Source organism: Cytobacillus solani (genome assembly GCF_001420595.1).
Lineage (GTDB): Bacteria > Bacillota > Bacilli > Bacillales > Cytobacillaceae > Cytobacillus > Cytobacillus solani.
Genome location: NZ_LJIX01000006.1, coordinates 1598774 through 1619084, shown reverse-complemented (window position 1 = coordinate 1619084; position 20311 = coordinate 1598774). Strand labels below are relative to the sequence as shown.

The window sequence follows — 20311 nt, the reverse complement described above, 5'->3', positions numbered from 1 at the left end:
TTATTTGCGATAGCTTTAAAGACCTAACTCACGTTTAAGTTTTGCATATGCGGCACGATCTTCATTACGTCCCGATTTACGGGCTTTTTCTGCCGCCTCTTGTAGTAACTGTTCCGCTGTCTTGTCGACTCTTTCATGCGTTCCATTTGACGGTTCGCCAATTTGCTTAATTTGTTTCTTTGCGACAAGATACGGTTTATTGTCAACGAGCGTTTTAATCGCTTCATCCATTCCGACAACTTTCCCGTCATCACCGATTGTTACGGCCGATAAATCTGCGAGACTGAAAGCGTCGTCCAGATACGCGATTTGATTGCTCGTAGCAACCTTAATAAATTCGTTGCGAATTTTCTCATGCTTAATTTGCGCCTGCATTTCTTCGAGTTGCTTAGCGAGAGTCTGCTCGACTTCGCCCTTTGCTTCTAAGTCCTTCTGCAAACGCTCAAGCTCCGTCATTTCGGCACGTTGCTTTTCTTCCGCCTGTTTCACGTAGTCCGCTAGTTTCGTTTTGAGTTCGTCGTAGTCCGAATACTTACTTTTGACTCGCCCCTTTTCGCGCCCAATTAACGCGTCCAGTTCTTCTTGCGTCATAGTAACCGTTTTTACTTCCGGCTCCTGCTTGACCTCCGGATTCGGGTTCGGATTGTCGTCGTCATCAGCGAACATTTGAATATCTAACGGTAATAATAACTTGCGTTTGATTGCGTCTTTCATTTCGTACCTCCAACCGTTTACCCGCCGTCGCGCATATTGTCCGTTTAGTTTAATGACATAACGTTCGGTCATAAGTGTTAAATTCCGTTTAGTTCACGTAAATCTTCCGGTAGATTATCCAACCGACGAAACGGCGTCACTAAATGCCGGCAATTTGGATGGAAAATATCACGTCGCGGTAAATCGCCAATGTACGGAAAATCACCAGGCGCATTAGGAACTAACGAAATAACTCGACCTTCCCAAACACGGCACATATCCTTCGCACCATGTCGCGAAATCACACCGTAGTATGCTTCGTTTGCCACACCTTCATTAATCGCCGCTTCTCGTTGAGCAGACGCCATTTTCGTTCGGACGACCATTTCGACGTATACATGCGGTTTCCATCGTCTATTAGCTGCGTCAACAATTCCGGTGTTTAGCGATTCCCCTAGTCTAGTACGCAAATCCCGCATTATACCTTGTTTAAGCGATTGGGTAGCGTTGATTCCTTGCGTTAAGTTGTAACGCAATACTTCGCCGGTTACCTGCCTAATGGCTGTTCTAACGCGCCTGTCGACGTTCTGCGTAACTTGTAATAAATCAGCCTGCGTGTCGGCAACTGCCGCCTTAACCAGTTCGCGATTGAGTCTATTAAACTTTGCGATTGCTCGTGCTTCATCAAGTGTCTCGGCTACTCCTAGCGATAGAATGGTTCGCGCAATACCGTCAGTAGCAGCCTCTGGAATATATCTTGTTATCCAATCCGATGATTTTCCGTTTAGTTCCTTAAGTATTGCTGCGACATCTGCTTGCAAGGCGAGAATATTCGCCCGTTGCATATTCGTTAGGTCAAACCGCATTAGTTCGAGATTAATAGACTGTAGTGCATCCTCGTAGTAGCGAACTAGTTTGCGAATCTCGTAATCGTAAGTTGGCGAAGGTATTTCGCGAAAGTTAGCCATTAACTCCCACCGCCGTCATTGAAAACCGAAGGCTCAACAAAACCATTAATTTGCTTTTCGTCGACTTCAATCCGATCGATAATTTCGTCAGCCTTTTCGTCGTCAAGGTTATCTTGTCGCTTGATGGCTGTCCGTACGTCGATGGTCGGCTTATTGCCTGTTCGAATCTGCATAATTTCCGCAAGTTCTTTCTCACTCTTTGGTATCCCGTCTTGCCACGCGATCGAAGGATAAACCGGCTCAAAGTCGGCGTCTCCGTGTTCAATGTCGAGTAGCTGGCACGTCCATAACGCATCCCTAATAGCCTTGTCGTAATGCGTGCGAATTCGTTTAACTTTCGAAAGTATCGGCATGAATCGCGCTTTGATTGCCGCACTGTCCGTGTGTGACGTTCCTGTTCCACCGGCGTTTTCGCCAAGCACCGAGCCAAATAGCCACTGCGGAGTTTCTGCCTGTTGGAAAGCGAGCGTTATTAGTAGTTCGAGTTCTTTAAACGCAGACGCTAATTGACCATCCCAAGTCATGTAACCTGGTGTTGCATCCTCTTTTGTAACAGGAATGTATTTACCTCCGAATCGAGCCGCGTTGCCGTCCACACCTTCTAAATCAGGGCCATACGCTGTTGGGTCGCTATGTTTCCATAGGATATAGTCGATTTGGACAACGCGGTCATTAATCGCGGCCAATAACGCTTCCATCTTCTCGATTCCGCCAATCCCTTCCCACTCGTCGTCGACCGATTTATAAGGAATGTGTTTAACGAGCAAGTGAGGAACGCCAGTTTCGATAACATCTTCTTCGCGACCAGTAGACACTCGTTCGCCTATGTTGTAAGTCTGCAACGGATAGCCAAATCTCGTATCGACTCCGCCTTCGTATTCATGTAAACGGTAGCGTTCATATTTAATAAAACCAGGCAAGTGTCGCTCGACGTTTAAGAACGGAATTTCCTCTTTCGTACTAACTACGTATTCAACAGTACAAATATTGACCGCCTTAAAACTCTTTACGTTGCCTCGCGATACCTCCGGATAAACAAATTCGGGGTTGACGTGTTCGATTATCGGTTCGGCTTTAAATGACGCCTTGTATACCTCAAAAGCTTCGGCGCTTAGTATCTTCCGCACTTCCGTTAAATCTTCGCGATAACCGTAGCGTATCTTTATCCATGCGTCGCCTCGATAGCCGTTTCCGATTGTGCTTTCGTGAATTAATTGCACGAGGTCGTTTTCCTCAACGTAACTATTAATCGCTTTTTGTTGCGGACTATCGTCTGGCTTGCCCGACTCAAAAATCGGCGGTTCGCCAACGAGCAAGTCTGCCGGTTTCGTGACGAGAATGTCCGCGAGATTAATAGCGATATATAACTTCTCTAACTGTGGTGCGTGTGGCGTATCTTTTAGTAACGCCGTTGCCCGCTCGAAAACCTCGAGTTGTTTGCCTTGAAAAATCTTCTTCAATCGTTTTTGTCGCGAAATACGCTCACGGTCGGCATACGGCGGAAATTGCTCGCCCGGCTGAAACGCGTTAAACGTATAGGTTGTCGTTGCCTCTGCGCGTTTTTCTATTTCGCGCTTGCTAAATAAACCGAACATTTCCTCGCCCCTTCCGTTTAATCATCTTCTTTCAAAAGATCGTCCAGTTCTTCAAGTTCTTTCACTAAGTCTGCGTTGCTTCGCGAGCCTGTGCTGTCCTCATTCGAGATAACTTGCTTCTCCGTTAATAGCCCGAATCGCTTCAAGTACAAGTCGATTGCTTTAACGCTTGGCTGCGAGCCATTAATAAGTTTCAGTAATTGTCCGTATACGCCACTTCGGTATTCCGCAAGGAAGTCGTCTGCTATTTCGTTTTTATAGTCGATAAAGTTGCGATTCTGCTTACGCCATGTCCAAAGCGTTTTATAAGTAACGCCGACCTCTTCCGCGATTTCTTCTTGCGTACGCTTGTCGGCGTTATCGCGCAGGTCATTTTCGACCAATAAAAAAGCCGCCTTCTGTTGCTGCGACGTGAGTTTCGATTCTAATTCTCTTTGTCGTTTTGACGCCATTGTTGCGCCTCCTTTCGCTATAAATAAGTTGGTTTCGTTGCTATTCGTGCTTTCGGTTTAAAAACACTATCAACCGCCATTTGTAAGGCGTCTAAAGAATCGTCATGGTCTGCGAATGGGTATTGCGACATTTGATCGATTAGAATCGTATGCCTTTCGTTTAGCACTAACGTTTTGTTGTGCAGCATTGGCTCCAACGATTCAATACGCGACTCTTTGCTCGACCCCTGCCGTCTAATATCGTTAATCCGGCATGTGTACAAGCCTGCTGTTCGCGCTGCCTCTTGTAATTGGCGATAAAACTCATGATAGGCGTTGATTGTCTCTACGTTAAACGCTCGATGCTTAAACTGACGTATTTTCGCGAGTATTAACTCAATGAAAACATGTGCAGGCTCTTTCGACGCGTATTCATCAAGAACGAAAATTAAGCCGGTAGGCTGATGCTTACCGACAGTAATTACTGCGTTATAATCCGATCGCTTATTCTTGCCCATCGCGATGTCCCATGCGCCAACAATAAAGAGATCGCTAACTGGAATCTTTAAATCTTCGTAGACAACATACGCTCTTTCATTTTCGTAGTAATAGTGATACTTCGCGTATGTATCCGGTAAGAAAAATTGCTCGTCCTCACTAAACGCTAGATTTCGGTATTCCGAATTATATGCGCGAGTACCCATGTTGACTTTCTCGTGCATTAGCGCGCGATAAGACCAACGCCAAGGCCATGCGAGTACAATTCCGCTTTCTAACGCTTCTTTGTTCGCTTCATAAAACTCGTTTGCTTCCTCAATCGATTCCGCACGTGCATACACTTCGCAATACTGCTCCCAAAGTTTCGGGTTTGACGGTTCGCTGACCACCGCGCCATGAAACGACGACTTGAAGTCCTTTCGTTTTAACACGTGATTCAGTAGCCCGGTCGCGCTAACCATTGTTCCGACGAGTACGATTGCGGTAGACGCCGAACCGATCGGCACAACGACCGAGTTAAACCAGTGAATCAACTTTTCGCGCGCTTCCTTCGTACCTTCGTTATTTTGCGAAGAAGGGTCGTCAACGATTACGAGGTCAGGTCTGTATGCTCCGTGTCTTTTACCCCGCAACTGCTTGCCGGAAGATGACGCTTCAATGAGCGTGCCTGATAACGTTATAAACGCCTCTTCGTTGTCTTTCTCGTTACGACTCGACGATTCGTGCATGAGGACGCCAAAGTCCTCGATAAACTTGCGGTTAAATTTTAGCTGCTTGTTTATCCAGCCGACTAGCTTTTTCGATAACGAGTCCGTTTCGGAAATAATAAGAATGTATTTACGTTTGCGGAACGCTACTTGGTGCAACGGAAATGCGTTCGAAAACATGCCGGACTTTGAGTGTCCACGTGCTGCTGCGATGGCAAGACGCGCGTTTCGTTCATTTACGTTAACATGGTCGCACAGGTCGAAAAACTCGCGATGAATTGAGGCTATTGCGCCAATGTCATCGTGTAACTTACCGTTTTCCCCGTGGCGAATAACATTATCGTCGTTGGTCGCGTTGTGAAGGTCGGACAGGTATTCGTAAGTAAAGTACGCCACATCAACTTCCGCTCGGTGGACGCGTTTTAACTTAGCAAGCTCCGCCTTGTCCTTGCGAAAAGTATCTATGTGGTAGTCGCTTGCTTTGCCGGCTTTTATGACCGCAGCAAGCTTCGATAGCCGCGCTGATAATATGTTAATGCGTGCTTGGCGTTGGTCACGATCGAGCCATTCTCCGTTAATATGCGCCAATTAGCGTTCCTCCTTTCCTTTTATGTATCCGAAAAGCCCGACGCTAGGCATCCGTCAGGCTTTCGGGCTTGATTGCGATAGTTTTACCGCTTGCTCTTTCGTTAATATGACTTCACCTTTGCGAAGATTTTCGATTTTACCGTCGTAAGGTATACGTTTCTGCATTCCGCTAAACACCTCCGTTAAATTGACGCCCCGAGTTCGAAAAATATTGCGCAAATTTCAACCGTCTATTTTCTTGAAATACGAACGGCTGTTTGGGGGTTTAAATTATTTCAATTGTATGAACAATTCAAACAACGACGACAATTATCTTTATACATTTCGTTGTATAAACGTTCGCATAACGCTGTATTGTATATGCATACCTAGTTGACATAATCGTGGTTATAGGGAATTCATACGATGCATAAACCGCGTCATATCAACGTTTGTCAATTTCGCGATTTACCCGTTTATGCACTATCCTATACACTCCGCTATCCATGCGGTGTCCCACCGTTTGGTAGATCGTTATTTCCCGCAATCTACGAATAAACGTTGGCGTTTTGCGTGTATATAAATACGCATAAAATTGGCGATAAATCATCGGAATTGTTTGCGAAACAGGCACAACTCGCTGACCCCGTGAGTTTTCGAAGGGCTTCTGTCCTGGCAGCTCCGCGCGGATGATATCACCGACTTGCATTACGCATGTTTACCGCAGCCCCTCCGCCATTTACCGCGTTCCTTCTTATTAATATAAGCCGCGAAATGGTTAGCGTAATGTCTAACGGTTAACCAACAATCGAAAACACGAAGTAGTGCTTACCGGTTGCCTCTCCGTACTTCCTTCCGTCCTCTATCGTTGCAAACGACATTAGATCGCCGCTATCGTCTACTACGGCATCCCATACGCCATAACCCGTACTTCCTACGAAAATTGACCTCGGTAAAACAACGTAATACATTCGATTAACGCACTCCTTTCCGTTTAGATAAAAGATTAAAACCGCTGCAGGCCGGCCTCGCTTACGCTCGACCGTCTGCTACTATTATTACTTTTCGCGATAATGTATTTAAATAAAGAATCGTGGCGGCAAGCCGTTAGGCGAAGGCGCAAGGTTTTAACGCTACTAAAGATTAAGATATAATATCGCCATTTCTGCCCCTTAAAACGGCTGAATCCCTTGCGGCTCTAATCGTACAGCGTTTCGAAAGTTGTCCGCGAATTTACCGATAGACCCCCGATTTTGTCCGCAAATTTACCGATAGCTTTTGGCTGACCGACTATTTACCGCTAAATCCAAGCCGGAACATCTCGCGCAACGTGGCGTCAGGTCGTCCGTTTTTGCGATAAAAGATGAACGGATTCAACTTGTAATAACGCTCGTTCCCGCGTCGTATCTCCGCGAACACAAACTCGTCGCCTAGCTTCATGTTGCGTAGGTACGAATACACGGTCTTTTCGCTGACGCCCGTTAAGGCTGTGATTTCCCCTTTCGACAGTTGCGCGATATGCTCGACGTCCTTTACGTAAGGGTTGGCGCAAATCGTGTTCGTTTCCTGGTGAACGTACGGTAGCAGCTTGTAAATAAAGCCGAGTTTGTTGGCGTTGCGCCCCGTATATAACTCGCGCACCTTTGTCGTAAATGAGCGAATCACGTTCGGATTGTTGATCGTGCCTTTGAAGTGATACGCCGGATTGACGCTGTACTTGCCGTCCTCATTTTCGCGAATGATATCGTTAGCAAGCATGCTCGATAGAAACGCGTAGAAGGCCGTTTTCTTGAGGCCAACTACTCGTTGAATGTCCGCCTTGGTCATCGCCGTTTTCTCGTTGTCGGCGTTAACCAGGACGCCATCAAACGAAATAAAGCACTGCAAGTATAGCAAGTACCCGCAATGCTTATCGTCTATTTTTCCGATGATCTCGTGAATATTGTCCATGTCCGTAAAGGTAAAGTCGTGCTTGCGACCTTCTTGACGTTGTCTGTAACCGTCGGCTTGACGTTGGCGTGCGGCTTGGAACTCCGCAAAGTCGCGTATCTCGCCTGTTTCCTTGTGAACCACGCTCCACTTACTCAATCGCGATTCACCACGATTCTAGCCGGACCTTCGACCGTAAAATTGCTTCCTTCTGCACCGTTATCAATGCTGATTTTTGCAGAACCGCCGTGCGCATTAACGAAATACTCTTCGACACCCTCTCGTTGCACCAACGCTTCATGTAGCGATTTAGTAGAATGTGCCGCCTCTAGCTCCCGTAATGCTTGCGTAGCTTTCTTTGCCTCGCGCTGGATCGCCTTTAAGCCCGTGAGTGCTTCGGATACGTCTACCTTTACTGCGATTGATAATTCGCGTGACTGATTGTCCGCCATTTACATCGTCTCCTTTTCGGTGAGTAATTTGCGTGCCGTTTATATTTAACGTCCTAGTCACGCTATTAGGACAAAATAAAAAGCCCGCCGATATGGCGAGCATAAAAGTAACCAAAATCCGGAATTATCATCTAATAAGATAACTAATCATCACAAAGTAAGCGCCTTTCTCTTTTTAAGTGATTTTATTTCACTTTCAATTGCGCGCAGCCTTTCTTCATTTAGGAAGTAAATACCTGTTATTAATTGCAAATCATCTTCAAAATCCTCGTCAATCATACCGTCACTGCACATATCTTCACGAATTGACGAAGCTTCTTCCTCTAACTCCCTAATCCGTTCTTCAATTTCGAATAATTCTTCTGATTTATCGTCGTAATAAGTTTTCGACTTGTTGAACGTTGGAATAAAGGTATTAATAGCGTAAGTTTCATATAGTTCTCGCTCATAGTTATCATCTACAAAATAAACTTTAACAGAATCTATTAATCTATAAAACGGTTTAGATACGTCTCTGCCACGGAAATGACTAAGTAACCGACTGCGAAAGTTATTAGTTTTTCCTACGTAAAGCAACTCTCCATTCACGTCATACAGAAAATATACACCCGAAGGCTTAATTTTAAGTGTGTCCTTTACTTGTTTATACTCGACCCGATTAAAAGTTAATTTATCGTCAGGTAGTGTAATACTAATCGCCAATATAAGACACCTCCACTATTCCGGGCTTGATGAATTCATTGTATTTACGTCGTCTCTCTTTATTTCTCGTTAGTTTCGCGTCTGCACGCGACGCCTCATCAGTAGAAAGTGGGCGTCTTTTTGGTGTACGATAATTCTTACCGTCCGTACCATAGTCAAACGCAGCATTTAAAGGTATCTCTGTCTTATTCGGTAACAATTTACCGTCTTTACCGTGCCGCCTTACGTGCTTTCCCTCTGTTCTTCTCGCGTATTGCTCATCGCTCATAATCGGGTATTCTTCTAACGTCATTTTGTCAGGTCTATCGTCCGTCACTTCCTCGTACAAGCACAGCGTCGCCAATCGGTCGAGCTGCGATGGATCCGGTCGTTTGCCTGTTGCGGTGATATATCTGTCCGTCAGTCGTTCGATTGCGACGAACCTTTCTTCGCGCGGTAGGTTGCCCGCTTTTGTTTGCGACCATAGTTCGTCTATTTTTGCGTTGAATTCGTTTGATGTCATGCGATGTCCTCCAATCGTCTACGTGCAATTTCGTTATATTCTTCGCTAATGTCGGTGTGGATAAATTGACGACCGTTTATCTTCGCCATTTTCGCTGTTGTACCGGAACCCCCGAACGGATCCAATACAATACCGCCGGGATCCGACCAACTTAATATATGATCTTCCGCTAATGATTCCGGAAAGATTGCAGGATGGTCATACGCAATTACGTCTTTCGAAGATTTCATGTACCCGGTCGAGACTTGCCATATGTTATACCTAACACCAAACTCTTTTACAGGATTCCCTTTCCGACGACCTGCCAAGGATCCATCTACCTGTCGTTCCCGTCCTCTAATCCGATGACCGACCCATTTGTTTTTCCGGTCGGATATTAAATTAACTGTTTTCGGGGATCCCTTACTGAAAATAAACATGTATTCAAATATCTGATAATATCGAGTAGTTTCCGGAAAACTGATAGAATCTTTCATATAAATCATCGTATCGTGTAAACGAAAACCAGTGTCCATGAAAGTTAATGCTTGTTTAAAACTGCTGCCCGTCTCGGATCCTTTTACTGTCCTGTCACCGACTATCCAAACAACGACGCCACCGTCTTTCGTAACACGATACAGTTCATTTGCTAAAAGTTCGGGATCCCATGTGTACCCGTTATATGCGCGTAAATCGTCATATGGAGGACTTGTAACCGTCAAGTCTACGAAATTATCGTCAATTAAACGTAAGATCTCCACGTTATCGCCCGTCAATATTTCGTTAATGAATTTCGTCATTCTGTCGCTCCCCTTCCGTCTCATTTACGTCTAAACTGTAACCTTCGCCTTGCCTCGCCCAACTCTCGAACACTCTCGCCACTTTCGCCAGTCCCACGCTTACCAACCGATTGACCGTCTGCTTACTCACGCCAAGCATGTCCGCTGTATCTACCTGCGATAAGTCATCCTCGAACACCAACCGCAGGGCCTCACGCTGCCTATCCGTAAGCCCAGCCCGCTCGATCGCCGTTGCCAGGTCGACGAGTATTACGACCGCGTCATAGTCGCCGGCATACTGGCGTTCTTTCAACGCGTGGTAATCGCCGAGGAGCATGCGGACGCCCGCCGGATTGTCTAGCGCGGGATATTTCGATTCGAGCCGTCGTTCCTTTTCGCTAATTGCGCCCATTAGTCCGCCTCCGTTTCCATTAGTCTCCTAATCCGTTAATCTATCGAAATTGTTATAATTAAAGCGAGGTGATTTACGTGTTTGTTTCGCCAATGTTATTGCACAAATCGGACGAGCCGTTCGACGATTCGGATTATATTGCCGAATTGAAGCTCGACGGCATCCGTTTAATATATTCCGTTGATTCTGCGGGCAAAGTCCGCATGTACTCGCGCCATAACAACGAATTGACCGCAAAGTTTCCCGAATTGCACTCGCTTGCCCTTCCGCCTAGCACAACGCTCGACGGCGAGTTAATCGTAAGTGACAGCGCAGGCAAGCCGGACTTCGAGGCGGTCATGAGCCGTTTTCAAGCTGGCGCTAAGCAAGCCGGGGAAACGCCTGTTACTTTCGTTGCGTTTGACGTTATTCAACTCGAAGGTAAACGCGTGACTAGCCGACCGCTGTTCGAGCGCAAGGAAATGCTCGCCGACCTCGTGCCGACCGATTCTACACAACTAGCAAAATCGCAATTTATCGAAGGCAACGGCGTGGCTTATTACGAAGCAGTCAAGGAGCAGGCTCTCGAAGGCATCGTTTTAAAGCGTAAGGATTCACGTTACCAAGTCGGCAAACGGTCGCACGACTGGCTCAAGGTGATTAACTACCAATTTGCGGACGTTTACGTAATTGGTTACGCGAAAAAGGACTTCGGCTGGCTGCTCGCTGACGAGGACGGTCGTTACCTTGGCGTCATGGAACTCGGCGTGCCAGCGAAGGAAAAGCCGAAGGTTTACCGTGCGCAAGTTACCCGCGAAAACGACAAGTTTGCGTATATCTCGCCGATCAAATGTCGCGTCAAATATCGTAATTTAACAAAGGCTGGTTTGTTGCGCTTGCCGAGTTTCGTCGGCTGGTTGTGATAGCCGGCTTTTTTATTGCGTTTATGCGCTCTTTTGCGTTATACTAGCGTTAAATAAACGTGAATGGACGTGTTAAGATGGCTTTTGAACCGTTAAATTTGTCGTCTCGTGGCGACGCTTCCCTTACAATCGATAAGTTTTACCGCCTGCGCGTGTCTGCGTCGGCACTACGCGACCTTGCGATTACTCAATTTACACCCGTTGTCGTCAGCGTTGACGTTGAGAACAAACGTGTCGGGCTGGTGAAACAGGACCTTGCGAAAGTACCGAACGCGAAAACTGTACGCCCTGACAAGCGTGGCTACCTCGGCGTGAAAGCCGGCAAGATGGTTGCGGACAAGCTTGCGTTGAGTGCCGACGACTTGCCAGCGCGATTTGAACATGTAGGCCGCGTCGATGAAGGTGCGGTATTTTGGAATGCGTTCGAGTTGGCGAAAGACTGACGTTGTTTTAGCGATTGCCTATTTCGCTAAATACGGTAATAGACGCCTGCCTATCGCGTCTATTACGTTTACAGTGACGGCGTTGCCCGCCATTTTATATCGCTGCGAGTTCGATATACCTGCGTCGACTAACGCTTGGTGCGCCACGTCCGGAAAGCCTTGAAGGCGGAAACACTCTAACGGTGTTAGTTTGCGGATGCGGTAACGTGGATGCTTGCCGACAGCCACGCCGTGTTTATCTTGCGCCGTAAGCGTGAACGCTTCTTCTCCATCGTCTTTAAATCTCCGTCCATTTTACCGTTTTTCTAAACGATCGGGCGTAAGGACGGGGCGGACTTCCGCTATTGGTCGGAGTTGTTTATAATCGGTAGCGTTAAGCGTCCTTGCTACCCCGTTAGCACTCCAAACATCGTCACGCTGACCTATGCGAGTACATGTGGGAGGTTTAAGGTTGCCCGCGACGTCGATTCCGTCCGTATCTTTTAAGCCTCTTTCTTCCAACTGCGCCACCAGTTTCGCCGTCTTTTCCTCCGATAAATAAAACTTTTCATCTACGTCCGATTCGAGAATATCCCGTAACCTTGTCGCAACCTCATTTTGCGAAGGATAATCGAAGTTAAACGTCTTGACACCCGCCAAAGAGCCAATTCTTTGTTTACCTTTCTCTACAACGTCCGTGCGTTTGCCTATTACCCACGGTTCTTGTTCGACTAAGTCGACGCGAACTGCCACGATAAATATTCGCTCTCGATTCTGCGGAACTCCGAAATACTTCGAATTTAATACTTCGAAATCGACCGTGTAGCCGATGTCATTTAACGTTTGAACGATTGAGTCAAGCGTACGCCCTTTGTCGTGCTAAACGAGTCCTTTTACGTTTTCGAGCAGTAGCGCCTTCGGTTTCTTTTCCGATGCTATTCTCGCAATCTCGAAAAATAGTGTTCCGCGCGTGTCGTCGAATCCCAATCGCTTGCCGGCGACTGAGAACGCTTGGCACGGAAAACCACCGACAAGTAAGTCGTGGTCGGGGACGTCCGCGGCCTCGACTTTTGTCACGTCGCCTACCGTCGGATGTCCGTAGAGCACCTCGTACGCTTGATTTGCGTACTTGTCAATTTCGGACGCCATCATGCAAGTGCCACCGAGTTTGTTTAGTGCTTGCTCGAATCCGCCAATACCGCTGAATAAGGATACGTATGTGAACGGATTACCTTCGAAAACTTCGTGTATATTCGTCAATTTATCGCTCCCTTTCGGCTCACTAACGCCATGAATTTCGATTAGCAAATTGTCTTTTAACACGGTTGACAATGTATTCGACAGTTCGTCAGGTCTAATTGCATGTACCGTCATGTTGTGACGACTATCCCAAAATTCGCCCGATTCGTACTGTCCTCGCATCCTTTTTCCGTAGTCAGTTCGCTCCTTACGCAACATTCTGCGAATCAATTTACCGCCCCTTTCGCGTTAATCTCCGCCATAATCGCATCCACTTTCGCTTTTAATTCCACGACCGTCCCGTCGTTAACCACTTCGAAATCGACCGTGAACCCATCGACATGCTGCTCGGTATCGTGCGCTAAGTCCTCGGCGGCAAAGTCGTCGCCTGCTCGTTGCGCTCGTGCTAGCCGGTCAGCTTCCGGCGCATTGACGCGAATGATCGTGAACCCATTAGATCGCGCCCACTCGTATTCGTTCGGCTGGCGTAAATCCGTGATTATCACGCCGACGTGATCGCACATGTCCTTGTTGACGTTGATAATCGCGTCGACTTGACGTTCGACATGGCGAATCCAAACGTCCGGCTCAATTTCACGCATAAGCTGTCCGACTTGCTGATACAGCGCGCGTGGCTTCGAAAACTCGCTGACCCATGGAAAAGTGTCGTGCGCCACTCGCTTGAGCGCGTCACCGAACGCGACCTTGTGGAAGCTATTGCGAATGAACAGGTGGTGCGCGACGGTGTCCTTGCCCGTCCGTAGCTTGCCGGTCAGGGCGATTTTGGTGACGGTGACTTTTCGCGAAACTTCTAGCGTGTGGTTCATCGGCTGACACCTCCGTCGATTTCATCGAGTAATTCAGCGAGTTTGTCGGCGATTTCTCCCACTTCCGATTTTATCGCGCTCACCTTAATCTCAATGTTCGGAATTCGACCCGGCCCCATCTGTTTCCAACCGAGATCATTCGTAATTATTTGGTCTACGCGTTTTTCTAGTTTCGCAAGTTCCTCCGCCTGTCGCTCGACGTTGGCTTGCGTGTCGCGTAATTGTTGTTCAATCGTGGTGAGTTTGCGGTGAGAACGGTCGACTAAGTCGTCGAGTTGTCCTTCGAGATTTTTTACGTGCTGTTCAAGAGTAGTTAAGCGAGAAGCAAGATTGGCTAGTAGGTCGAGGACTTGTGGACTGGCTTGCGAGTGGTCTACACCTACTAGTCCTTCGTCAACGGTGAGAAGTTCTTTATCTGCTGGAACAAGTACGCGGTATTCATAGTGTTCTACGTGATTTATTCCCCCTCCGATATCTATAATCCGAATAGTTTTCGCAAAGATTGCCAGTGCCTCAAAATCGTCTCCAACGCCGTACCCGTCAACCTCGGAGTGCACAATCAATACATTCTCGCCGACTTCCGCCTTCCGCTCGACCATTCGATACCTTGCGCCGTCAATATGGACGATGTCGGTCGGTTCTAGCGTTTGGTATTCGTAATCGCGAATTCTAACATCCGTCTCCTTAGCATCGACCCCTATTGCTTTTGAGGAAGTTAAGGATTCATCATACCTGCCTATGACCGTGAATACATCGCCATTTTCATAGTTTCCGAAATCTTTATTGTTAATTATAATTTTATCTCCAACGTCCGCCTTCCGATCAACTTCGACATACTCGCGCTCGATTCCGCCCAAACTCTCGTCTTTAATAACGTGTATTTTCGTCATTATTCCGCCTCCTTACGACATTTTTGAGTCATCGAGAATTTTCCTTGAGGTACGTTCCAAGCTTGCCTGTTTGGTAAGTAGTAGTTGCAATTCAATTCATTATCGTAAATACGTCCGTAGTCGTTTAATTGCGTTAATTTACCTTCGACTTTATAGCCGATTAGCGTCGACACGTTCAACTTTCGCAAGATACTAACGCATATATTCGCGATTAGACTTTTCACTTACTTCGCCCCTCTTTCGATAATTTTTACGTCGACCTTCTGCCGACCAAATCGTACCGCTGCGCTGTGACTACCGATTAAATAGTCGAGCTTGCGCCCCTTGATTGCGCCGCCTTTGTCTATCGCGATAGCCTGTTCGACCCGTCCGTCGGCAAAGCGTAGTTCCACCGTTGACCACATCGGTAAAACGCTTGGGTCGGCGGCTATTACACGTTTGCCTTCGTAATGTGAACGCTGTGTAACGTCAATGCCTGTCGCGGTGACACCCGTGCAACCTTCGGCGCAGTCCGCCGTGTATGCCGTGATTTCAAACGGTTGCCATGCCGTCGCGTTTAGACGTTCAATTTCGTCGCGTAGGCGTTGATTAATTTCGCGTTGCTTGTCGAGTTCACCGTCCAGCCACGCCGCTTGCTGACGCCACATTTGCGTATCGGGCGTCAATTCTGCGTGGACTGCCGATGGCGTGCCGGTTAGTAAATGCATCGTTATGATTGCGTTCGTGAGAATACCGATAGAATCACCCTTTCGTTACTTACTTTCGAAGAATTGTCGCGTCCACGGCTCAACCGCGATAACTGCGTTCTTTAATTCCTCCGCTAGTTGTGCTATTTCAGCTTGCGCTCCTTTACCCGACTTACGTTTCGCATAGAACTCTAGCAGACTACGTAAATTTGCTGTCATTACGAGATTAGTTGCGGCTGCTTGCGGTAGAACTGCGCGGGCATCTTCGGCAGGAATACCGGCTTTTCTTAAACGATCATATACGTACTGTAATTGCGTCATAGCATCCTCGAAATATTCTTGCGCGGTAAATGTTACGTAAATGCCCTCGTCGTCATTGGACGGCGCTGTCCCTCCGTTTTTAATAGATTCCGGCACAACGTAATCAAATCCGCCTGACCGATCGCCCGAACCGAATCGGACATATCGCTGACTTTGTACGCTAAATGAAAATCCCACGCGATGGCGTGTGAGTTGCGCTAATAACGCACGGCTTACACCTTCTATCGCGAAAGTGAACGATAGATGCTCGAGGGTCGACGTGTGACCCGACCGGACAATCATACGGAACAGGCGGTCGGCTTCCGTACCTTGTTCGCCGTCGGACGCTTTCTTGCCGAAATATTTAGCGCCTTCTAACGTGACGATTTCCGACGGCTTGTTCGGTGAGTAGCACGTTCGAATTGCGGACAAGGCGACCGCTTGACCGTCCGTTGCTTCGTTGTCGATGTGATAATCGTGAAAGTCCGTGCCAACTAAATCCCCTTCGTAAAAATCCTCGCTTAATTGGGTATGCGCCAGTAATTTTACGTTCATTTTAGTTTCCGCCATTATTTCATAACACCGTCCCTTATCTCTACGTCTTTCGCAAGCCCCTGCTTAACGTGTGACCACCATTTCGCGATAGACTCGTCATCAACTTTGTCTAATTCGCGATACTTTGTCCGATTAACGACGACATTAATCCGACTTCCTTTGAATACTCTGCCGTGTACTACTTCACCAATCCGTACAAAATCAACTCGGACATTTTCCGATATAATCGGCGTGAGAAGGTATCGAGGCATTTCGTCAACGATAACTATTACGTACGATTTCACGCCTTCACCCCGCTACTTCCGAAGCCGCCTTCGCCCCTGTCCGTTTCGCCCAACGTGTCAACTTCGATAAATGCCGCTTGCTCGATCGGCTTAATTACGGCTTGCGCGATACGGTCGCCTTTTCGAATGATGTACGTTCCATCTTCGGTGATTTCTCCGATAGCTTCGTATTGTTCTCCGATATTTTTAACGACTGCCAGCGCTTGCCCCGACATTATCACTCGTTCAAGATTTCCATCTTTGCCGAAATGTTTTATAACTTCGCGCGATATATTATCGACAATTACTCCAACCTCGCCCCTAAATCCGCTGTCAACCGTGCCGAGCTGCACGCGTAACTTCGTTTTCAACGTCACACCCGACCGTGGGCGGACTTGCATTTCGTAGCCTTGCGGAAGTTCGAACGCCAGCCCCGTCTTGACTAGCGCCGTTTCGCCAGGCTCGATAATTACGTCCTTCACCGCGACCAAGTCGAAGCCTGCGTCGCCTTCACGGGCATATTGCGGAATAACTGCGTCCACGTGTAATCGTTTGATTTTTACGGGTAACTCGTTTGCTGGCGACTTTCTTGCGGGTGATTTGCGTTCATCTTGTTCGTTAGCCCAACGCCAGACATCGTCCAATGTCTTTTCCTGTTCTTCGTTTGATAACATTAGACCGCCTCCTACCATGATAATTCGTCCGCGTGCTGCGCTAATCTGCCGCGGAAGTTCTTCGTTAATTCCAATACGTTTGCATACGGTTCATCGCGAAAATGTTCGATATAAGGCGCAAAGCCGCTTTTCTTAGGGTCTTTTAGGTCGATTTGCTTATCGTGACCAATTACGATGACCTTCGTTGTATCATGAACGCGTGTTAACAACTTCTTCAGTTCGCCGCGAGTGAAGTTCTGCGCCTCGTCCACGATCAACACCGAATCTTTAATATTCGTACCGCGAACGAACGTATGTGACTTCGCAATTATCCACGCCCCTTCGTTAATCATATCGGGGTTCTTTTCGCTCTTAATCGCAAAGCGCGGGTCCTCGCGAATCTCAATCAACGCGTCAAGCAACGGCTGGGTATACTTCGATTCCTTTTCCTCGACCGTGCCTGGCGTAAATCCGAGCGAACCTTCTTCGACTGGCGAAAACGTGTAGATTAAGGGCTTTCCGAGCAACTTAGCGCAAGCAACCGCAAGCGTCGTCTTGCCCGTTCCACTTTTCGCGTTAACGATCGTCAGTTGATTATCGAAAATCGAATCGACATAGGCGCGTTGTTCCTCGGTTAATAACGGTTCAAATCCGAATAGCATATTATTTGACGGTAATGGCATTCGTCACACCTCCGTTTAATTTGCGGGCGCCCATGCTGGCTCGCCCTGTCTCCGACTAACTTACGCTTATCTGATCGGACAAACTCCACCCTCGCAACCGTCCATTCCGTCAAGGTCGCTGTCGCTACCCGTTTCGAATCGTTGCAAGATTTCCGGCTTGAACTCCGCCATTTTCACCGACAATTCCTCGTATTGTTCGCGGGTAATTGCCTCGTACGGCGCAAGCTGATACGAACCACCGTCATAAGCGAGGAATGATACGCCCACGAAATCGTCCCAATTCTCGTAAACTATCGATTCGACTTCGCCCCATTCATTCGGGCGGACGTGAATTGTATTGCTCGAATTATGTTCGGTGTAATCACGCTGGAATCGGAAGTATGTTTCGAATTGTTCCGCTGCGAAAACGTCGTCCTTCGTCTTAGTTGCGCCACTTGCGATAGGAAAGTCGATAACTAGCGTTCGCGCATTGGCGATGCGTTCAGCTTCCGTTTCGCCGGGCGTACCGACTTCTGCGTGAACCGGCCAACCGATGTCCTGTACTGCTTTCGCTAACGGGTCGGCAGCGTTGATTCTGATTCGGCGAATATAATACGGTGAATGTGACCAATGCAAACCGCTTGATACTCCGCCAGCCACTTGCGAAATAGTACCTTCCGGCTTGACCGTCGTGACTAATAACGGCGAAATTACACGCAACTCTTTCGCATATCTGTCCGCCTCTTCTCTCGCGGCTTTACCGAGAAGTTCAAGTAATTGCGATTCCTCTTCTTCCGTGTAATCGATCATTGCGAATGCATCTTTAACGCCTGTAAGCGATGTTCCTAGTAATCTATCGCGTTGTTGAACGTCATTCCAATGTGACAATTCTAGTTCCGCGAGTGTCATACGCAAGCCAGCTCGTGCTGAATGCCGTTGCGCTTCGAGTAGTCCCTTTACGTCGATATAATATTCGCCGTTTATTTCCTTGACGAACTGAACGAGATTGACTGTCGTTAAGTTGCACACGCCATAACTGTCGAGAATTATTTCTACACATGGGTTTAAGCCTTCCGCATTAGGTCGTCGCCTACGTGCTTCTTCGAGATTTACGAAGCCAGGCTCGCCTTCCGACTGCATCATTTCGAATAGCAAGTTTAATAGTTCGCTAGAAGGCTTTTCGGTAAACGCCACGGAGTTGTTCGACATTCTGCGATGATGCAATGGCCGAGCATTCGGGTCATTAAGCGCAAGCCCTTCGAGCATTGTCGCCACTTCCGTTATACCTAGTGCTTTGACTTGCTCGATAATTTTGCGGTGCTGCGCTTCATTCCAAACGCCGTTGATTCCGTATTTCGCGAAAATTGATTCGTAGTCATCTGCGTCACAAAGGAATATTTCCGCCGTTCTTCGCACGCCTCCGACCACGACGTTGTTGCCGATAAGATTGCCGATGTCGAGAATGTGAATTGGGCGGACTCGTTGGTATGCGGTAGGAACACTTGCAGGACCGTTAGAAATCCAAACACGATCTAACGGAGCAAGCGACGGGTCAATTTCGTTCTTTAACACTCGCTCGATTCCCGCGAACATTTCCATTAACGGTTCGGGTCCCGACGCTGTGCCACCGAAAGTGTTCAAGCGTTCGCCATTCGGACGTACCGAATCGTAGTTAATAATGATATGCGTATAATCCTCGCTGCCTTTGTCTGTCAGAATGTCGAAGAAGTATCGCAGTGACTCGACCCATCCTTCCTTTGAATCTCCGACCACAATTTCGATAGTAGTCTCGTTGATTTCGCGCAGCTCCGTATGTTCTAACCGCTCTGATTTCGCAACAGGGTCGTAAGACTCGTTATGCAACGTAAAATTAGTCCGAATCGGCGCTAGTTCATCCGCGAAAGCCTTCGTACATTTAAAGCCGACGCCTGTGCCGACGAGCAATAGGTAGAAAAGGTCGCCAAGGTCGCTCCAACTGCGGATATTCAAGAACGAGCAGTTAAAATTCGCAAGTGGGTACTTGTCGGCCACTCCGTTTTCTGAACCGCCTACCCACAACGTACGCCCCGAAAGGAATTGGCGAAGGTTAAACATGCTGTCGAAAAATTCCTCGGCTTCGGCGCGATGCTTATCGTAATCGACCGCGTAGCCAATCTTTTCAAGGTGCTTGACCGCCAAGCCGACGTTGTATTCTGTCGCACGCCTGCACGTTTCCTTCCACGTTTCGCGACGTCCTTTATTCGGTAGAAAGCGCGAGTAAGTCCTGAAGTAAACGAATTTTCCTAGCGCGTTCATGTGCGATGGAAAATCGGGGTATTTCGATATAAAACTATCCGTTAATAATTCCGTCATTCAATCCGTCCTTTCTTCCTCCGTAATCACTTTTCGTAGTCCGTCAATACCGGCGACAACCTCCGCCCGTCGCACTTGTAGCGCTGTCCGCCGTGCTGTTACACGCTCAATGTCGTAGTCCAGTTCGGCTAGCTCGCGCTCAAGTGCGTAGATTAGCTTGCGGTTGATTTGCGCTACGCTCATTTCGCGATCGTTACGAATTTATTGTTGAATCGCTCGTAACCGACTCCGTAATATTCCTCGTAAGATTGCGGTGCTTTTCCGTTATACTGCGGCACGAATGCCGTTTTATTTTTGCGCGCTTCTGCTCTGCGTTCTCTACGTGAAAGTTTCATTCTAGTTCCTC

General features: G+C 47.7%; 22 protein-coding genes and 1 pseudogene. 2 read left to right on the top strand and 21 right to left on the bottom strand.

Annotation, left to right across the window (positions count from 1 at the left end):
- Positions 1 to 15: 15 nt before the first annotated feature.
- The 11 genes from AN957_RS09895 to AN957_RS09840 all read right to left on the bottom strand — a co-directional run bounded on the left by AN957_RS09895 (position 16) and on the right by AN957_RS09840 (position 10214).
- Positions 16 to 714, bottom strand: coding sequence for a phage scaffolding protein (locus AN957_RS09895; RefSeq protein WP_056683846.1), 699 nt, complete (start codon positions 712 to 714; stop codon positions 16 to 18).
- Positions 715 to 791: 77 nt separating this feature from the next.
- Positions 792 to 1661, bottom strand: a complete 870-nt coding sequence (locus AN957_RS09890; protein WP_056683844.1) for a phage minor capsid protein — start codon at positions 1659 to 1661, stop codon at positions 792 to 794.
- On the bottom strand, positions 1661 to 3256 hold the full coding sequence (locus AN957_RS09885; RefSeq protein WP_056683841.1) for a phage portal protein: 1596 nt from the start codon (positions 3254 to 3256) through the stop codon (positions 1661 to 1663). The genes AN957_RS09890 and AN957_RS09885 overlap by 1 nt, the downstream gene beginning before the upstream one ends.
- 17 nt (positions 3257 to 3273) lie before the next feature.
- Positions 3274 to 3708 (bottom strand): phBC6A51 family helix-turn-helix protein, encoded by a 435-nt coding sequence (locus AN957_RS09880; RefSeq protein ID WP_056683839.1) that lies wholly within the window; start codon positions 3706 to 3708, stop codon positions 3274 to 3276.
- Between the two features lie 17 nt (positions 3709 to 3725).
- Positions 3726 to 5480, bottom strand: coding sequence for a phage terminase large subunit (gene terL, locus AN957_RS09875; RefSeq protein ID WP_056683838.1), 1755 nt, complete (start codon positions 5478 to 5480; stop codon positions 3726 to 3728).
- Between the two features lie 1269 nt (positions 5481 to 6749).
- Positions 6750 to 7547, bottom strand: a complete 798-nt coding sequence (locus tag AN957_RS09865) for a hypothetical protein (protein ID WP_056683836.1) — start codon at positions 7545 to 7547, stop codon at positions 6750 to 6752.
- On the bottom strand, positions 7544 to 7840 hold the full coding sequence (locus tag AN957_RS09860; RefSeq protein ID WP_056683831.1) for a BC1881 family protein: 297 nt from the start codon (positions 7838 to 7840) through the stop codon (positions 7544 to 7546). The genes AN957_RS09865 and AN957_RS09860 overlap by 4 nt, the downstream gene beginning before the upstream one ends.
- Before the next feature lie 150 nt (positions 7841 to 7990).
- Complete coding sequence (locus AN957_RS09855) at positions 7991 to 8542, bottom strand: nucleotide excision repair endonuclease (protein WP_056683830.1); 552 nt, start codon at positions 8540 to 8542, stop codon at positions 7991 to 7993.
- Positions 8532 to 9044 (bottom strand): hypothetical protein, encoded by a 513-nt coding sequence (locus AN957_RS09850; protein ID WP_056683829.1) that lies wholly within the window; start codon positions 9042 to 9044, stop codon positions 8532 to 8534. Before AN957_RS09850 ends, AN957_RS09855 begins: the two co-directional genes overlap by 11 nt.
- Positions 9041 to 9823, bottom strand: a complete 783-nt coding sequence (locus AN957_RS09845) for a DNA-methyltransferase (protein WP_056683826.1) — start codon at positions 9821 to 9823, stop codon at positions 9041 to 9043. The genes AN957_RS09850 and AN957_RS09845 overlap by 4 nt, the downstream gene beginning before the upstream one ends.
- Positions 9807 to 10214, bottom strand: a complete 408-nt coding sequence (locus tag AN957_RS09840; protein ID WP_056683818.1) for a sigma factor-like helix-turn-helix DNA-binding protein — start codon at positions 10212 to 10214, stop codon at positions 9807 to 9809. Before AN957_RS09840 ends, AN957_RS09845 begins: the two co-directional genes overlap by 17 nt.
- Positions 10215 to 10291: 77 nt before the next feature.
- On the opposite strand from AN957_RS09840, the gene AN957_RS09835 reads away from it, so the two are divergent.
- Together AN957_RS09835 and AN957_RS09830 are read left to right on the top strand one after the other, a co-directional pair.
- Positions 10292 to 11116, top strand: coding sequence for an ATP-dependent DNA ligase (locus tag AN957_RS09835; RefSeq protein ID WP_075209122.1), 825 nt, complete (start codon positions 10292 to 10294; stop codon positions 11114 to 11116).
- 77 nt (positions 11117 to 11193) lie between these two features.
- Positions 11194 to 11559 carry a hypothetical protein gene (locus AN957_RS09830; RefSeq protein WP_056683816.1) on the top strand — a complete coding sequence of 122 codons (366 nt, stop codon included), beginning with the start codon at positions 11194 to 11196 and terminating at the stop codon, positions 11557 to 11559.
- Between the two features lie 18 nt (positions 11560 to 11577).
- Here AN957_RS09830 and dcm read toward each other — a convergent pair.
- The 10 genes and pseudogenes from dcm to AN957_RS27640 form a co-directional block, all read right to left on the bottom strand.
- Positions 11578 to 12789: pseudogene (gene dcm, locus AN957_RS28290) on the bottom strand (DNA (cytosine-5-)-methyltransferase).
- A gap of 215 nt (positions 12790 to 13004) precedes the next feature.
- Positions 13005 to 13604 (bottom strand): AAA family ATPase, encoded by a 600-nt coding sequence (locus AN957_RS09820; protein ID WP_056683815.1) that lies wholly within the window; start codon positions 13602 to 13604, stop codon positions 13005 to 13007.
- A complete protein-coding gene (locus AN957_RS09815; RefSeq protein ID WP_056683814.1) occupies positions 13601 to 14494 on the bottom strand; it encodes a hypothetical protein in 894 nt (297 codons plus the stop codon). The genes AN957_RS09820 and AN957_RS09815 overlap by 4 nt, the downstream gene beginning before the upstream one ends.
- Before the next feature lie 224 nt (positions 14495 to 14718).
- Positions 14719 to 15159: a 3D domain-containing protein gene (locus AN957_RS09805; protein WP_245637773.1), complete on the bottom strand. Its 441-nt coding sequence runs from the start codon at positions 15157 to 15159 to the stop codon at positions 14719 to 14721.
- A gap of 87 nt (positions 15160 to 15246) precedes the next feature.
- Positions 15247 to 16035: an FAD-dependent thymidylate synthase gene (thyX, locus tag AN957_RS09800; RefSeq protein ID WP_056687132.1), complete on the bottom strand. Its 789-nt coding sequence runs from the start codon at positions 16033 to 16035 to the stop codon at positions 15247 to 15249.
- Between the two features lie 14 nt (positions 16036 to 16049).
- On the bottom strand, positions 16050 to 16319 hold the full coding sequence (locus AN957_RS09795; protein WP_056683807.1) for a hypothetical protein: 270 nt from the start codon (positions 16317 to 16319) through the stop codon (positions 16050 to 16052).
- Positions 16316 to 16972, bottom strand: coding sequence for a dUTP diphosphatase (locus AN957_RS09790; RefSeq protein ID WP_082446525.1), 657 nt, complete (start codon positions 16970 to 16972; stop codon positions 16316 to 16318). The genes AN957_RS09795 and AN957_RS09790 overlap by 4 nt, the downstream gene beginning before the upstream one ends.
- A gap of 11 nt (positions 16973 to 16983) precedes the next feature.
- Positions 16984 to 17634, bottom strand: a complete 651-nt coding sequence (locus AN957_RS09785; RefSeq protein ID WP_056683804.1) for a PhoH family protein — start codon at positions 17632 to 17634, stop codon at positions 16984 to 16986.
- Between the two features lie 66 nt (positions 17635 to 17700).
- Entirely contained in the window at positions 17701 to 19965 is a 2265-nt protein-coding gene (gene nrdJ, locus AN957_RS09780; RefSeq protein ID WP_056683800.1) for a ribonucleoside-triphosphate reductase, adenosylcobalamin-dependent, read from the bottom strand.
- Between the two features lie 179 nt (positions 19966 to 20144).
- Positions 20145 to 20300: a hypothetical protein gene (locus tag AN957_RS27640; protein ID WP_156341134.1), complete on the bottom strand. Its 156-nt coding sequence runs from the start codon at positions 20298 to 20300 to the stop codon at positions 20145 to 20147.
- Positions 20301 to 20311 lie beyond the last annotated feature (11 nt).